Here is a 16,267-nt window from a genome sequence, read left to right on the forward strand (position 1 = left end):
CGCCTTTCGGCATCAGAGATCAAATCAGTTGCCTCAGTTTTGTGCCTAGAAGTGCTACACTGGGTGCTCAACGCCTTTCGGCATCAGAGATCAAATCAGCTGGTTCCTTAATACCCCAAGTATTCCAGGATTTGTGCTCAACGCCTTTCGGCATCAGAGATCAAATCAGTGTCCAAGGTTTCTGGAATCATCACGATTCTTTTGTGCTCAACGCCTTTCGGCATCAGAGATCAAATCAGTTTAAATATTTTTTGAAAATAATCTGTACTTTCCTCGTGCTCAACGCCTTTCGGCATCAGAGATCAAATCAGTTTAAAAAAATTTTAAAAAAATTTTAAAAAGGAATGTGCTCAACGCCTTTCGGCATCAGAGATCAAATCAGTATCTCGTCAAAGTATGTTTCTTCCGGCAATACACGTGCTCAACGCCTTTCGGCATCAGAGATCAAATCAGTGGAAGGTATATATACAAACTTCCTTCCCATTTAGTGCTCAACGCCTTTCGGCATCAGAGATCAAATCAGTCCCACCACTCATGTGGGAAGTAGTCTTCGTATAGTGCTCAACGCCTTTCGGCATCAGAGATCAAATCAGATCCTTTTATGTATATCCTCAAGGAGCTCGCCCGGTGCTCAACGCCTTTCGGCATCAGAGATCAAATCAGTCTATCTGTTTTAGCAGTTGTATTTCCTTATATTCAAAAAATACTTTTCAAGTACCTGCTTAACGCTTTTCAACTACTCAATACCTCCCGCCACCATAGATTAACCAAATTAAATAATATCAATTACTTTTGCTTTTCAAGCACCTCTAAAAAGCGTATTTACTTATAACCATATAAATATATTAACTAAATCTGGAAATTCCTTACTTTACAAAAGTCAATCTCTTAATTACTTGAACACCTTATGTTCAATGTTTTTATATCACAGAATAACAAACAATATATTCTCAATAAAATATCACCTGATTTATTTAAAAAATTTCAAAATTTGGGGCTGGTTCTTTCCATTTTTCCTCCTCCCTACTGTCAATAACTCTTTTAGCACAGGCAGGACACAGACGTACAATCATTAAATCATCCTCTTCATTAAGTATTTCAGATAGTTGCCAGCGCAATTTTTCCAGCTGGGTTTTATTCATTCGCACCCGAAAAATAGAATATTGTAAATGTTCACCAAATCCTTTGAGAATTTTAAAAACCTTTGCCCATCGTTTCTGATCCCTAATATCATAACAAACCAGATGCCAATGCTTATCTGTACTCACTTTTTATCTCCATTTAACTTTTCTGTTGTAAGGTTTAAAATAAAACAAAATCTTCTGTGTTAACGCACTCGTAAACGGGCAAATAAACCTGCTTGACCAGTCCACTCCTTTTCCAACAGCCTTACTTCAAGCTCTATTGTGCGGGAGTAACTTAAAGAATACTTTAAAACTGGATGCTTCCATTTTTCCCTTTTGCGATTTTCATACAAAGAAATAACCTTTCTCCGACCTTCTTTGTTTAACCAGACCTGCTTACTTGTAATTTCAAAATCCTCTTTACGCCACTGCTTGCGGTTGACAGAAGCTACAAGTGGCATGTCCCATAAGATTACTCTAAATAATTCCATTAAATCCAGAGCCAAAGGATAGGCAGAAGAACGTGGAGTATGAAAAAATCCAAAACAGGGATCAAGCCCTACAGCCTGAATAGCAGCTACACAATCTTTATAAAGCAAGGCATAACCAAAAGACAGCAGGGCATTAAAAGGATCTTTAGGCGGACGTCGATTACGGCCAGCAAAATATAAAAAATCTTCTTCTTTCAAATTTAATATACAGGACAGGGCATTGAAATATTCTTTCCCCGCCCTGCCCTCATGCCCACGCATCTCTTTAATTAACCTGTCATATTGAATAAGGTCTACATTATTAATTTTACTTAAGGATTCTTCTATTTTAGCCAGGGATTTTATTTCATAGCGAATTCTATTTATATTTGCCTGCAATTCTTCCTGGCCTTGTGTTTCATTTGAACGCTTTGACCTTGTTGCTCGGAGGATATATTTTAACTGATTTTCTACTTTGGCCCTGCAAAGTCTAGATACAAGCAAAATTTTAAAAAATGGATCGCGAAATGCTTCATATTGTCGATGACGGCGTTGCACATATCCAGCACCTTTTTGCAACGCCCCTACATAATGACCTCCATAAGAAAGCCAATGTACACCTATATCATTTGCAGCGCAAAAATGAATGGCTTGAGTGGATATTTGAATATTGCCGTGTAAAACAAAAGAAGCAACGTTTGACCCTGGAATAGATTTCTTATTTCCATCAGGTAAACTAATTATAAACTGATATCCATCCTTATGAATCGTAGTTCCCTGTTCAAGGAGATGAACCACTCTTTTTTCATCCTCAGCAGGAAATAAACGCAATGGCTTTTCTTTTTCTTCTGCTGCAAAACGCTCTTCCTCTGGCAAACATACTGGCGCAAGGGAACAGGTGCGACAGAGCTTTTCAGACACATTAACAGGAGGTCTTTGAACTGATGAACGTAGTTCCCTGGCTCTTTTTACTGCTTTTAAAACTTCTTCTTTTGCCTTAGCCAGATCAAAAGGAATAATAATAGTTTTGTTATCTGCGTGATAACGAATACGCAACTCTTTTACCGGACGATTAAAGTGTTCAGAAACAAGAAGGCCATAAGCAATTGCCTGGATGTGATCACTGGGCCAGGCTTGATTGCCTTTGTTTGAATGACCTTTCTTATGCTCATAAATGATAAGTTCCCCGGCATCTGTGCGTACATAGTCAACTTTGCCACGAATACCTAACTCCTGACTGGCAAGCTCTAACGTATATTTTTTACATCCTTTCTCTAATTCTTCATGCAGTCTGCGACCAGCATAGACATTGGCATTTGCAACTCTTATTTCTTCCACTTCTTCCATATAAAAGAGCCGCTCACAATAGGTCAGAGCATGTAAAGCCATCACTCGAATGAGCGGCTCATCTGTTGTTTTTTCTGCCAGAAAGTAAGATTGGAAAACGCTTTTGTCTTCTATGGTGCTGGACATAACAATTTACTTTAATATTTGACTGTTACCCATGCCTTTGGTGGTATGTCTTTTACTGGCCTTTTTGTTGGCACAAACAGAGCTGATCTGGTTTTACTCATTTCAGACCGATCAATGGTGATAGTTAGTCTATCAATCTGTTCATTATACTCAACTTCATCATCTTCCTTTAAAGGAATGTACCAGTGAGCAGGTTTTGGTTCAGTGATTATTTCCAGCTTGTCTATTAAAAAGTTATTGTCTCCTAAAAAAGGCAGGCCATACTTTCTTTCTGTTTTTCCTGCTAGCCCTTTTCTTACTTTTTCCTCCAACTCATCATTACCTTTTAAAGCTATAAAAGCCTTAATACCTGACAAAAAAGCACGCCTGGCAGGAAAAATATTGTATTTACTCCCCTTAGCCATATCTTTTCGCTCTTTACCGCTACTACCTACAGGATAATTATGAATTTGTTGATATAAACTATGGATTCCGGGAAATTCCAGAGCTGCCAGAGCAAGAGAACATTCAGGCAATCCAGAATCAATTTTCGTCATTACAGATTTGCCATCATCGTAACGCATTTCAATACCAGCTATATTTAAGAGTAATCCATAAGCAGCAGAGGGAGTGATAAATCTGGCAGTTGGCCTAAAACTTCCAGCAGTAAAAGTGCGAAATGTGGCAAAGGGAGCCTGTAAATATAAGATAAGCATGTCTATTCTCCTGCTGCGAACATCTTTTCCGCAACAATATCAATCAACCTTTGAGGATTTCTTTCAAGGGTGGCTCCTTTTTCTTTGAGCTGATTTACTTGTGTCTCATCCATATCTTTGACAATTTTGCCCCCAATATAAAATTCAGAACCAGGATAATCATCATGTAAAATTCCATCTATGACCTCTGGGAAAAGATGTTTATCATCTTTAATCTTAAAGCCATAAGTGGAATAACCAGCTACAAGCAACTTGGTTAAGCGAATAACTATACTGGCAGGCGCCATTTCAAAATAACTACGGGCATGATTGCCAGCAACACCATTTAATTGGCCAATGGCCTTAAGCAAGGTTTTTGTCCAATCTATTTTCTGTTTACACTCATTTAAATTGAGGGCAAAAGGATATTGAAAAGGAGTATAGGTTACTTCCCGATGAAGAAGCTGAGAATTCTCTGCATTTTTACAGGACTTTATTTCTTTTGGAGTTACATCCTGGGGAGACTGGGTAAAAATAGAATCATAACGATATGGCTCTAAAGCTACAGCCAGATTCATCCGTAAAAGAGAATCTCTTTTAAAAGTAAATTTTTCTGGATCACGCCCTCTTTCTTCTAATTCTTTTAAAATTTTTTTCCTATCATTGCTTCCAGCAGCAATAAGCCAGCCCATAAAAAAATCATCTGCAAATCTGTCTGGATCAGGATAATCCTGAAATTTCACTGCCAGTTGTTCTTCATCGTTTAATCTCTCTCGATTACAGGGAAGCCCAAGCTCTCTTAAAGTGTCTCTTAAAGCGTTTCTCATAGCTTCTGGAGAAATAACAGGATATTCAAACCTGCCCAGGGTTATTTTTTGAAGTACGCTTCTATTTTCAGCAGACTCGCCCCGATAGTTTGCACTTGGGGCAGCATAGGTTAATACTGTTCCAAAAATGTTCATTTATTCGTCCTCCTTGTGTTGAATATTTTTAGCCAGATAAGATGCAGCAGAAATTGCCAGCAGGGATAAGGATTTGACCTTTTCCCACCCGCCCTGCACCAGGGCCTCAGAAAGGAGAAGGTATTCTTCTTGAGGCAAAAATTGAGGTACAGAACAAATAGTGCCAGTAAAATATTCCACAAAATCCTCTTCCTTTCGCCCCCGCATAGCCAAAAAAGCATCCATACTTACCTTTTCAATGGCTTCCCTGTATTCTTTATTTTCAAAAGGATAAATGGCCTGGCCTTTTTCATCAGTTATAGTGGATAATCCAGATTTGTTTAATGCCTTAAGCAAAATATAATGCTTGACCATCTTATAAATAATTTTTGCCAGAAACATTTCTTTACTTTCTTCATTCACCTCTTTGACCTCCTTTATTGTTAAAGATTCTATTATTTGTTCAAACATTTTTTTACAATCATGGCCAAAAAATTTAAAAGCTGTTCGTTCTGGAGTTTTTCCAGTTTTCCAGATAAATATTTCAGCAGGAAATATATTGATATATTTTTCGCTCCCTGAATACCACGGGTTTTGGGTAAGAATATTTTGTAAATAAAACCTTTTAAAAATAGGATTCATATTTGCCTGTCGCATGCGTTCATATTTTTCAAAAATTCTTCTCTCAGGAATTATTTTTGATGCTTCCAGCATACGCACATTGTTGCCCTGCTTCTGCACATGATAAACTTCCAGGCCAGAAATAGAGTCAAAGAACCCACCCATTTTACGACTTTTATTAACCACAAGAAAATGCAAGTATTCTAAGGCTCCTTCTTCAAAAAGATTAACCTTTCCTGAGGCTGGTGTATAACTTTCTCCTTCAACTGGTAAATTGGAGAGCATCTCAATTACATCTTCTTTAAAAGCACAATTATTAGCAGGTTCAGGAATGACTATAGCATAAGCAGGAGTTTTCCACTTAATCTCTGTTTTTCTTTCCTGGTTTCTTTTGATTTCCACAAATCGCACTTCAAAAACAAGGCTGACAATATACCAGAAGTGAAGCAAAAAATTTTCCTGGGGAAGTCCCTTAAAGGGCACCAGCTCTGCATTCTTATCCTGTGCGCCAATAAATACAGAGCCAGCAAAACTTTCCTCTTTCTGTTTTTTGGCCTTTATGGCTTTGTTTAAAGAGTCCCAAACCTTTGAAGCTTCAGAAGAAGGTTTTCCTTCTGCCCTTTCTTCATAAACTCCATGAGTTTTTGGCTGGGCCCGCAAGACATTCCAGAGCATCTGTCTCCATAAGGTTAACCAATTCTCACAACCATCTGGATAAAAGGTAGTAAAAAAAGTTCCTTTTGGCTTTTTATCTTTCCATTTACTTTTTGATTTTACCTCTACAAATTCAGCATCATACAAATCATCAAACAACACCTGTATACTCTCTTTAGTAAAAGAAATAACCACCCGCGATGGAGTCATTTCTTCCACTTCTGGTAAGGGAGATACATTTCTCCTTTTCAGAGATTCAATCAGTACCAGCAATCCTGCCAGGCCTGCCTTATGCTGGGCAGTGGGCAAATCAAATAAATTATAGCTTAAAGTAATTTTATCTTGTTTCTTCATATAATCATCTCCCAGGGTGTTTTTGCTAAACCAAATTGTTCACAATAGTAATCTGAAGAAACTATTAAAGGGAATCTACCTATTTTAGAAACTTGCCTTACAGGCACTTTTCTGGGTACAGGAACAATAAGACCATCAAAAGGTTCTTTTTTATTTTTCAAATCAAAAAACCTTTCAATATCACTATCCAGTATGGCCTGGACACATTGGTTGTTATAATCTGCAATGTCTCGTGTTAAAGCCCAGGGGCCATTCCCAAAAAAAGCATTGTATTTTTCTATTTCTATCATATTGGCAGTCAGATCTTCCAGCAGGCCTTCTAATTCAAGTTGACTTAGTTTTTTCTGATTTATTTTATATACAAATTTTTCTACTCCTTGCAGTTCACCGTCTTTATAAGGTGTATTATCTTCTGGAAAATATAAATAAACCTCACCACACTCATATTTTAAATGTCGATTACATCTTCCCATTCTCTGGATGAGGCTGGTAATAGGTGCGGTTTCAGTAATTAAAACATGGGCATCTAGATCAAGACTCATTTCACACACCTGCGTGGTTATAGCCAGCACTGGTTTATCCTTTTTAAAATTTTCAATTACTTTTTGGTGAATTTTAAGTCTGTCTTCCAGTTTAAAGCGGCTATGATAACACAAGACATCTTTATAACTATTTAGTTCTTGAGCCAATTGCTGGCAGCGATCTACAGTATTGACCACCCAGAGCACTTTTTTGCCCTGTTCCAGAGCATCCAAGGCTATATCTTTTGCTTTTTCTGTATCTTCAATGAGGTTTGCCTGATAACGGGGGATCTTTATCTTTTGGTATAGGTCCTTCAACTTTTCAGGATCATCAGGAAAAATTTTAAGGCCACACTCCTCTAATTTCTCTTGTCTAAATGGTGTTAGGGTGGCACTCATGCACAATACTGGTAGATCAAATTCCTCTAAAAATTTTTTTAAAGCTGAAAACAAAGCACTATCCAGGCTGTGAACTTCATCTATAACCACTATACTATCTACCAACAAAGGCAAAAGGCATACAGAACGATATGAATATTGCATCACTCCTAAAAATTGATGAATGGTTGCACTAAAAATACGCCTCTGCCAGTAAGCAAGGGCAAATAATCTATCTTCTACTTCAAAATCAACGTGAGAACGTTCATCAAAATCCTCAAACATGTTTTGCAGGTCAAAAGGAGCAGAAGAGTGAAGCAGAATTCCTTCAGGCGCCCAGGACACATAGTCTCTAAAACCCTCACTGGCTGTTGCTCTGGTGGGGTACAAAAACATCACTCTGGCAGTGGGTTTCTTCCTTAACTGCGCCCTTATCCATCTCCACGCAGCCAGAGTCTTACCACTGCCACAGGCTGAAACAAGAACTGCCCTTTGTGGCAATTTATCAGCAAGAAGCTGAAAGTCTTGCCATTGAAATGGCTTTTTACTATTTGCTTCTATCTCTTTTTTTCTTGGAGTTATTATTTTTGCAGTGATGGTTTGGTCTGTAAGCAATTCATCCTCATCAAAGGCCATTTTCAACCAGGAGAACAAATCTTTATTTTCCCTGCTAAGTCCAGATCCAGCACTGTCAGCCACAATCAAAGCTGTTTTTACAGCTAATAAAATTTTTTGAAATATTTTATTATTTTTACATCTGCGATTTATCCCATTAAAAATTTTTTCTAACTGTTCTTTATACTCATATTCCGTATTATCTAAATCACAAATTTCAGGCAATGACAGGCTGACTATACAAGGAAAATTTATATATTTACATAAAGAATTTATAATTTCTAAAATTTGTTTAATATAGATACGAAAGACTATAAATCTCTGCCCTTTTTGTCCATTGAGTAAATTTTTGTTACCTGGCTCCAGCTTTAAATGATGGCAGGCTACAGCACTAATTATAAGGTCAAAATCCGCATCTGTTATGTTTTCAATCCAGCCCTTTATTTTCGGACATAATAAAAACATTGCACTTAATTGTTCATGGCGTATTTTCTGTTCACCTTGTCTGCGAATCATTTTTTGAAATCCGCTATTTGCTTTGCCAAGATCATGTAAAATACATGCTATTAAAGTATTTACAAAAAAAACAGGATAATCTTTTATATTAAGACGGAAAAACTTTAACCACCTCTTTGCCAGCCTGGTAGGAGCACTGGCAGTTCCAAAAAGGTTTATAAAAACATCCACCACTGCCTTTGTATGTCCTAAAAGTGTGGCCTGTCCAGGTGGATTGTCAGGATCAGGGCAGGCTTTAGCCAGCATATATTTAAATTCCATCCTTTGGCCTCCAGGGTTCAAAAAAACCACATCCCATTTTACGTCTTCCTCCAAGCCCGTGTTCCTGCAAGACAATGGACTCTTCAGCAGTTAATTCGGAAACAAGCAAAGAATATCCCACCACCTGTTTCCCATGTACCTTAAAAGTACGTCTTTTACCCAAGGTAAATTTTCCTTTTATCTTAAGCTGGTGCAATTGCCTGGTGATTTCCTGCTTAAATCGTTCCTCATTATGGCCATTTTTTGTTGTCACCAGATGGGCATAAAGCACAGTTGCAGGGATGAGATGGTGAGTCGTAGGAACACCAACAATTACTTTATGTCCTGAAATATCCAGATTTTTTCCTGACAATGATAAATATTCTGGGATAAGTAACCCTGGCATTCTGAATATTAATTCCGCTACAGGTTTAATGGAAAGAAGACCATTGCCCACATATCGACCTCTAATAAGCCTTAAGCCAACACGTGATTCTGAATGAAAATGAGGCAAGATTTTACTTATACTACTAAATAAAGCAAAACCATGATCAACTGGCAAGGTGTCTCCTTTCACTTTGTAACAAAGATTAATTATGTGTTCTTGATTCATTCTTCATCTCCCTATTTTTTGATGCCTCTGCAAAAACATACAGCAACAAAATTTTGGCTAGATATACCCTTATAAAAATTAATGTTTATATATCTTCTCTACTCAAAGCCTGCTAAGATAGAAAAAAACTCTATATATTTAATAAAATACAGTTAGTTTAATATATAAACAAAATAAATGTCAATAAACTTTAAAATTAAAACAAATACCAGTAGTGGCAATTTCTTCAGGCACTTTTTCTTTTGCTTGTTCTTCTAAAATCATATCCAGAAGACCTGAGTTTGTTGCCTGGAACACAAATCGCTTAAATCCTGGGATAAAAATTTCAAATTGCATAACACGCCTCCTAGATTTTTACCTTCTTATCTTCCTGATTTTTTTGACGCGTAAGCCTTGAGTACTATTATTCTATTTCTTGACGCTGATAAATTTTCCCTGTTATCTAACACTTAGCCCTTATCATATAATGATTACCCTCTGTTTTTTGGGAAAAATAAAAAAGAAAAAATAAGAAGAAATTGTAGGTAAAGTCCAATGAGTAAACTGGAAAGGATTTATTATTTTCACAAGCAGATAAAAGCGGGGCTTTTTCCAAATGCTACAGACCTGGCAGCTAAGTTTGAAGTCTCAAAAATTACTGCCCGCCGGGACATTGAATATTTGCGCGATAGACTACTCGCTCCTTTAGATTTCAATCGTAATCAAAATGGTTATTTTTATAAAGAAGAGTTTTCTTTGCCCTTTGAAAATAGCCCTCAGATTATTTTTTTCCTGGCTATGGTACATAGGCTTGCAGAAGAATCAGGACTATCAGGTCTAAAAGAAATTGAAATCTTAAAACAAGAACTGGCAAAACTCTTATCTACTGATTATAAGAAGATTCTTGATTGCCTCTGGTGTGAAAGAATAGAAGTACAAAATGTAGAGCCGGAAATTCTGAAAACCATTATTGAGGCTTTTCACCTCCAGCGACAGTTACAAATTGATTACAACAAGCCAGACGGACAATCATCTACCCGCACTATTGATCCTATACGCCTTATTAATTATCAAAGCAGCTGGTATATACTTGCTTACTGCCATTTAAGGCAAGAACTCCGCACATTCCTTGTAGCGCGTATTCAAAAAGCAAAGTTGCTGGGCAGTAGAAGCAAATCAGCAAAAGAACTGGGCGTTGATCCTGAAAAAATTCTAGATTCACCTTTTGGAATTTTTAAGGGAGAACAGATCGCACAGGTGAAAATTTTGTTTAAAGGCAAGGCAGCAAATATAATCAAAAAACAAAAATGGCATAGAGATCAAATTCTTGAAACAACTGAAAATGGCGTAATTTTAACTCTTCCTGTTGCTGATTTTACAGAGATAAAAATGAAGGTTCTACAATTTGGGGCAAATGCCAAAGTTCTTGAACCAGTTTCATTAAAACAAGACCTGGCAGAGGAGATCGCAAAAATGTATGAGGAAAATAAAAGATAAAATTTTATTTACCCACTATATCAGGAAAAATTCCACCTGATACTGCTAGCTATCCATAAGGTAGTTATCCAATTTTTACTAAGGAAACTCTAAATTCTAGAGTCTATTTGCTTGAAAAATAAATACCCCAATAAAAAAAGTAAACCAACCCAAAGAACAGCTGGCCTTTGGCTCTTAAAGATATAAGAAACCAGCCCAAATCCTAAGGGGCCTAAAATGGCAGAAGATTTACCCACCAAACCATAAAAACCAAAATAACTTCCCTCCTGCCCTGAGGGAATGAGAGCACTAAAAAAAGCCCTTGAGCCTGCCTGGATACTTCCTAAACCCAGACCAGCCAAAGTAGCCACAACCCAAAAAAGTGTTTTGGCATAAGTAAAAAAAGTAAGTAAGGAAATACAAAACCAAAATAAAATCAAAAAACTTATTATTTTTTTTAAATTAAACTTATCAAAGGGTTTGGCCAAAATAAAACAGCCTAATAAAGAAGTAAATTGCACCAGCAAATAAAGATATACCAGTTCTTTAAAATTAAATCCTAAGGTCTTATAGGCAAAAAGACTGGAAAAAATAATAACTGTATTTACTCCATCTAAATAAAAAAAATAAGATAAAAAGAAAAATCTTAAATTTTTATTTTTAAAAACTTCTTTTAAGGTAAAAAAAGTCTTTTTATAGGCTTTTTTTAATAAATTAACCTCAAATTTACCCTTTATATCAGCTGGAAAAGAAAATAAAAGTGGTAAAGAAAATAATATCCAAAATAAACTTACTGTTAGCCAGATAAAAGAAAACTGTTTTTGGTTTAAAAAATATAAAGCTATAATTAAACTGAAAATAGAACCAAGATATCCCAGTCCAAAACCCCAGGCAGATACTCTTCCCCAATAAGAAACTGGAATTACTTCTGGTAAATAGGCATTATAGATGACCAGACTGGTTTCCAGAGAAAAATTAGCCAAAACTACTAACCAAAAGCCCAAATAAATATCCAGAGGCTTTAGAAAAGCAAAACCACTTACACTCAAACTGCCCAGGAAAACAAGTGCAAAAATAGTTTTCTTTTTATATCCAGTTATATCCCTACTACTTCCCAAAAAAGGAGACATCAGGGCAGCCAAAAACATACTAAGGGAAATAGCCCTTCCCCAGAGCAAATCTCCCAAACTCTTTTCTCCCACAATATAGGTAGAATAGTAAACAGGAAAAATAACTGCCCCAATAACTGCAGAATAGCTGGAATTGGCAAAATCAAAAAGAGCCCAGCTCCAGATTAATTTCCTGGTATTAGAATTTAACAAGGATATTTTACTTACTCTCTTTATTTGGTGTTTGTTCACTTTGAGCTTTCAGGCGTTTTTCTATTAGAAATTTAGGCGGCATTAAAACTTGAATGGGTTGTTTTACACCATAGGTCTTGTCTAAAAAACGAATCTTTTCAGCAATACTTTTACTAACCTCATGGCCTTTTTTTAGTAAGACCATGCCATTTAAACTATACACATCTTCCATTACTACCATATAAGGTATAATTTCATCTACTTTCACTTTTTTAAGCCTGTATTCATCATCTACACTCAATACTTCTAAAAAGGCCTTAAATACTTTCGGGTCATATCTTTCTTTATGTTCTAAAATCTTTTTTAAAGCATTTATTTTATTCTTTTCTCTTAAAAAGTGTAAATCAAAGTCTAAAGCAAAGCGTAAAATTCTAGCACCCAAGGGAATTTGGTTGCCTTTTACTGAATCTATAGGAAAGCCACTTCCATCATAGTTTTTTTGTTGATAGGCAATAATATTGGCTATTTCTTCCATCTTGGGAATTTTGCGCAAAAGGTCAGAAGCAATAAAAGGATGTTGCATATAAAGTTGATATTCCTCTCCTTCCAATCTTTCGCCAGTTTTGACCTTTTGAATTACTTCTGGAGGCAAAATAAGGCAGCCAAGCTGAGAAAGTAAAGCTGCTGTTTCATACTTCCAGATATCCATTTCTCCCAGAATAATAGCAGTATCCCGCACATACCTTTTAATCCTTAAAGCCCTGCCCAGGGCTTCTTCATTGGTGATACTTAATATTTCTACTAAAACATCAATAGTACTTTTTAAGGTTTTTTCCAATAATTCTTTCTCACCTTGTTGCAGTAAATAATATTGTAAAGCATCGAGTAAGGATTTTTCCAGGTCTTTAGGTTGTACAGGCTTAACCAAAAAACGAAACACTTCTCCACTATTTATAGCTGAAATTGCGTCCTGAAGGTCTCCATGCCCAGTTAGCATTATCCTTACGGTTTGAGGAAAAAGTGTTTTTACCCTAGATAAAAATTCCAGACCATCCATCTGAGGCATTTTTAAATCTGAAACTACTACGGCAAAAGGACCTTTTTCATTGAGCATTTTTAGGCCTTGCATTCCACTGGCAGCAGTTTCTACTAAAAATTTTTTTCTTAAGGTTCTTCTAAATCCATCTAATATTTTTACATCATCATCAACAAAAAGAATCTTTTCCATAATGTCTCCCTTATAAATTTTCCAATAAGTTCTGGCTATCCATAAATTCAGCCAAATGGATTAAAAATACTTCTTGTATCTTATCTAAAGCCTGTAAAGGTTTATGATGATAAAAAACCATGGTCACTATGTCTTCAGAAATACCCCAAAGATTTAAAAGATAAGCTCCAATTTCTGCATGAGTAAGGTTAAAAACTTTTTTTTCAGCCTGCTCCAGTTCCTGTCCTTCTGCTATTAGCCTGGCTACTTCCTGATATTGCGAAGGAAAGTTTTGAGCCAAAATCACAATACCACAATCATGTATCAAACCAGCTAAAAAAAGCTCATCTCCCCTTTCTGGTTCCAGGCCTTCCTTTATCCCCAGTTTTTTTAAAGTCTGGGCAATCTTTAGGGAATGACCACTTAAGTATTCTAAAGAAAAGTTGGGAAGAGTGATTTTATTGCCTTCTTCTAAAACACTTATCCCCAGCACCAGGGATTTAATGGTATTTATGCCCAGAAAAACAATAGCTTCTTCTATCCTGGTAATTTTTCTGGCCAGGCTAAAAAAGGCAGAGTTTACCAGTTGTAAGATTTTAGTAGTAAGTCCCATATCCTGAATAATTATTTCAGCTAGTTCTTGCGGAGAAACATTTTTTTTAGCCAGAGCCTGGTTTAACTGTTGATAAATTTTGGGCAAAGTGGGTAAAGTGGTTATTTTCCCCAGGAGTTGTAAAATTCTTTTATCTTCAAAGAGATTTCTTAAACTAAGGCCTCTTTGAATAACCTCTTTTAACTTTTTTGCCTCTACTGGCTTACTTAAAAATTGATGGGCTATCCCTAAGGTTTGCAACAATAAATCTGTTTCCAAATATCCAGAAAGAACTATGCGTAAGGCCTGGGGCTGATATTTATAAGCTGCCTTTAATAACTCCAAACCATCAGCTAGGTCAGGTTTTACTTCTGTAACCACCACCTCAAAGTTGTCCTTTGTGAGCAAAGTTAAAGCCCTGGAAAAATCAGATTCAAAGACCAGGATAAATTCCTTGCGCAAAGGAAAAAGTGTGCGTTTAAGACCTTCTAAAACCCTTTTCTCTTCGTCCACAAAAAGAATTTTTTTACTCATTTTCTCCATCCACTGGCAATTCAATAATAAAAGTAGTCCCTTTTCCTACCTCGCTTTCTACAGCAATAAACCCCTTATGTTTGTTCACAATTATGGAATGGGCCAGGCTAAGCCCCTGGCCTGTACCCTTTCCCACGGCTTTAGTGGTAAAAAAGGGTTCAAAAATCTTTTCCCTTAACTCTTCTGGAATGCCTGTTCCTGTATCCTCAATGTATATTTTCACTTTATTGCCAAAGGACCTGGTAGTAATAATGATTTTACCTTTTTCACCCTTTTTACCTTTTTCTCCTATTTTTTCCTTTATAGCATCAGCTGCATTTACAATCATATTTAGTAGAACCTGATTAATTTCAGAAGGATAACACTTTACTAAAGGTAAATTGGGATCCAGATTTAACTCCAGGTCAGCAACATATTTCCAGCTATTTCTGGTAACCACTTTAGCGTTTTCAATGGCCTTGTTTAAATCAGTATAAACCTTTTCTCTGGTTCCAGGATGAGCAAACTGTTTCATGGACTGCACAATCTCTGTTATTCTTTTTATACCATCCAGGGCCTGCTCTATAGCCAAAGGAAATTCTTGCAAATAAAATTCCACATCTTCTTCTTCAATTTTAGAAAGCAGGGCTTTTAATTTTAGATTAGGTATTGTTTTTAGAGTGGATATAATTTCTGAATATAGAGATTTAAGCTGTGGAAAATTTTCCTGTAAAAAATAAAGATTATCACTTACATATTGAGCCGGAGTATTTATTTCATGCGCTATTCCTGTAGCCAACTGCCCTATAGCTTCTAGTTTTTGGGCCTGGGCCAATTGACCCTGCATAATTTTAAATTCAGTAATATCCTGGGCAATAATTAAAAGCATTTCTTCTTCTGTTGCTTCACTTGTCCGCAAATCTATCATTCTAACATCCAAAAACCCCACTCTTCCATCAGAACGCTTATATCTGAGCTCCTTTTGCTCTACTCCTAAACTTATCTTTAAATCTAAAATTTCTTTAAATTCTATCTTGTGTTTGATTTCTTCAAGCTTTTTGTTCAGGACATCTGCTTTTCTAAGACCCAGAAAAATTTCAGCCATAGGATTCCATTCTACAATTTTATCTTCTAAATCAATGGCAATTAAAATAAAAGGTAAACTATCAAACAAAGTTTGTATTTTTTTATTTGTTTGAACCAGTTTATCTTCTATTAACTTTAAATCAGTTATATCTGTTATTGATTCTAAGACATATTTTTTATTTTCTATTTTAATAACATTTACTTTTTTATATAAATAAATATCTTTACCTTCTTTATTTTTAGTTACCAGATTGTAATTCAATTCTTTAGTATTTCCAGAAGGACAGAGGGAATAATCTCCTGCGCAAAGATATTGAAAACATTCTTTACCAACTATTTGCTCTTTGGATAAAGATAAAATTTCTTCCAATTCTGGATTTATCTCTATAATTTTTCTACTTTCAAAATCAACAATAGCCAGTCCAGTTTGAATATTACTTAGAATTGCTCTATACCATTCTTCCTGGGATTTTAACTTCTGGTTAAAGCGATAAATCAGGCTATTGTTTTGAAAAATGATTAATTTATATTCTTCAGATATAGGTACGACAGTTATTTTAAATATCTTATCTGGATAATTATTAAACACCAATTCATTTAAAAATATCTTATTGCTAATTTTACTTTTTAAAATAGCTTCCAGCTCTTTGCTCTTTAACAAAGAAAATAAGTTTTTGCCTAAAATATCTTCTTTTTTAAATCCAAAAAAAGACCTAAATTTACTATTTCCTCTTTTAATATTAAAATTGTTATCTACAATAATTAATCCATCATTGATATTTTTAAATATAACTTTTAATTCTTGTAATGTATTTTCAAGCTTACTTTTCTCTTCTTTTTCCTGGGCATAAAGTTTAGCCAGGTCTTTAGCATATTTATCCAGCAATTGCTGTTCTAAAATTTTATCAGTAGAAGACAT

General features: G+C 35.7%; 13 protein-coding genes and 1 CRISPR repeat array. Of the genes, 1 reads left to right on the forward strand and 12 read right to left on the reverse strand.

All coding sequences use genetic code 11. The features are described 5' to 3' along the window. Window positions 1-63 precede the first annotated feature (63 nt). Window positions 64-664: direct repeats of the CRISPR family, unit length 37 nt; unit sequence GTGCTCAACGCCTTTCGGCATCAGAGATCAAATCAGT. 310 nt (window positions 665-974) lie between these two features. The 8 genes from cas2 to ACTCIM_RS00040 all read right to left on the reverse strand — a co-directional run bounded on the left by cas2 (window position 975) and on the right by ACTCIM_RS00040 (window position 9,530). Beyond that, complete coding sequence (gene cas2 / locus ACTCIM_RS00005) at window positions 975-1,268, reverse strand: CRISPR-associated endonuclease Cas2 (RefSeq protein WP_464279789.1); 294 nt, start codon at window positions 1,266-1,268, stop codon at window positions 975-977. A gap of 59 nt (window positions 1,269-1,327) precedes the next feature. Continuing rightward, the gene (gene cas1 / locus ACTCIM_RS00010; protein WP_472313175.1) at window positions 1,328-3,067 is read right to left on the reverse strand and encodes a type I-MYXAN CRISPR-associated endonuclease Cas1; all 1,740 of its coding nucleotides are present in this window, start codon (window positions 3,065-3,067) and stop codon (window positions 1,328-1,330) included. An 11-nt stretch (window positions 3,068-3,078) separates the two neighbouring features. Then, window positions 3,079-3,762 (reverse strand): type I-MYXAN CRISPR-associated protein Cas5/Cmx5/DevS, encoded by a 684-nt coding sequence (gene cas5, locus ACTCIM_RS00015; protein WP_464279786.1) that lies wholly within the window; start codon window positions 3,760-3,762, stop codon window positions 3,079-3,081. A gap of 2 nt (window positions 3,763-3,764) precedes the next feature. Further along, window positions 3,765-4,703 (reverse strand): hypothetical protein, encoded by a 939-nt coding sequence (locus tag ACTCIM_RS00020; protein ID WP_464279785.1) that lies wholly within the window; start codon window positions 4,701-4,703, stop codon window positions 3,765-3,767. Then, on the reverse strand, window positions 4,704-6,311 hold the full coding sequence (cmx8, locus tag ACTCIM_RS00025; RefSeq protein WP_464279784.1) for a type I-MYXAN CRISPR-associated protein Cmx8: 1,608 nt from the start codon (window positions 6,309-6,311) through the stop codon (window positions 4,704-4,706). It lies immediately after the preceding gene. Beyond that, window positions 6,308-8,602 carry a CRISPR-associated helicase Cas3' gene (cas3, locus tag ACTCIM_RS00030; RefSeq protein WP_472313176.1) on the reverse strand — a complete coding sequence of 765 codons (2,295 nt, stop codon included), beginning with the start codon at window positions 8,600-8,602 and terminating at the stop codon, window positions 6,308-6,310. The genes cmx8 and cas3 overlap by 4 nt, the downstream gene beginning before the upstream one ends. Further along, the gene (gene cas6 / locus ACTCIM_RS00035; RefSeq protein ID WP_029967435.1) at window positions 8,592-9,194 is read right to left on the reverse strand and encodes a type I-MYXAN CRISPR-associated protein Cas6/Cmx6; all 603 of its coding nucleotides are present in this window, start codon (window positions 9,192-9,194) and stop codon (window positions 8,592-8,594) included. The genes cas3 and cas6 overlap by 11 nt, the downstream gene beginning before the upstream one ends. Before the next feature lie 180 nt (window positions 9,195-9,374). After that, entirely contained in the window at window positions 9,375-9,530 is a 156-nt protein-coding gene (locus ACTCIM_RS00040; RefSeq protein WP_464279782.1) for a hypothetical protein, read from the reverse strand. A gap of 198 nt (window positions 9,531-9,728) precedes the next feature. On the opposite strand from ACTCIM_RS00040, the gene ACTCIM_RS00045 reads away from it, so the two are divergent. Next, a complete protein-coding gene (locus ACTCIM_RS00045; protein ID WP_029967433.1) occupies window positions 9,729-10,670 on the forward strand; it encodes a helix-turn-helix transcriptional regulator in 942 nt (313 codons plus the stop codon). Between the two features lie 89 nt (window positions 10,671-10,759). Here ACTCIM_RS00045 and ACTCIM_RS00050 read toward each other — a convergent pair whose 3' ends face one another. From ACTCIM_RS00050 to ACTCIM_RS00065, 4 genes are read right to left on the reverse strand one after another with little or no spacing between them, the layout of a single operon-like run. Further along, the gene (locus tag ACTCIM_RS00050; RefSeq protein ID WP_029967431.1) at window positions 10,760-11,971 is read right to left on the reverse strand and encodes an MFS transporter; all 1,212 of its coding nucleotides are present in this window, start codon (window positions 11,969-11,971) and stop codon (window positions 10,760-10,762) included. Window positions 11,972-11,978: 7 nt separating this feature from the next. Next, window positions 11,979-13,178: an HD domain-containing phosphohydrolase gene (locus ACTCIM_RS00055; protein ID WP_464279781.1), complete on the reverse strand. Its 1,200-nt coding sequence runs from the start codon at window positions 13,176-13,178 to the stop codon at window positions 11,979-11,981. 10 nt (window positions 13,179-13,188) lie between these two features. Beyond that, a complete protein-coding gene (locus tag ACTCIM_RS00060; protein ID WP_464279780.1) occupies window positions 13,189-14,283 on the reverse strand; it encodes an HDOD domain-containing protein in 1,095 nt (364 codons plus the stop codon). Continuing rightward, a complete protein-coding gene (locus ACTCIM_RS00065; RefSeq protein WP_472313177.1) occupies window positions 14,276-16,267 on the reverse strand; it encodes a PAS domain-containing sensor histidine kinase in 1,992 nt (663 codons plus the stop codon). The genes ACTCIM_RS00060 and ACTCIM_RS00065 overlap by 8 nt, the downstream gene beginning before the upstream one ends.

Source organism: Desulfonauticus sp., from assembly GCF_055126295.1.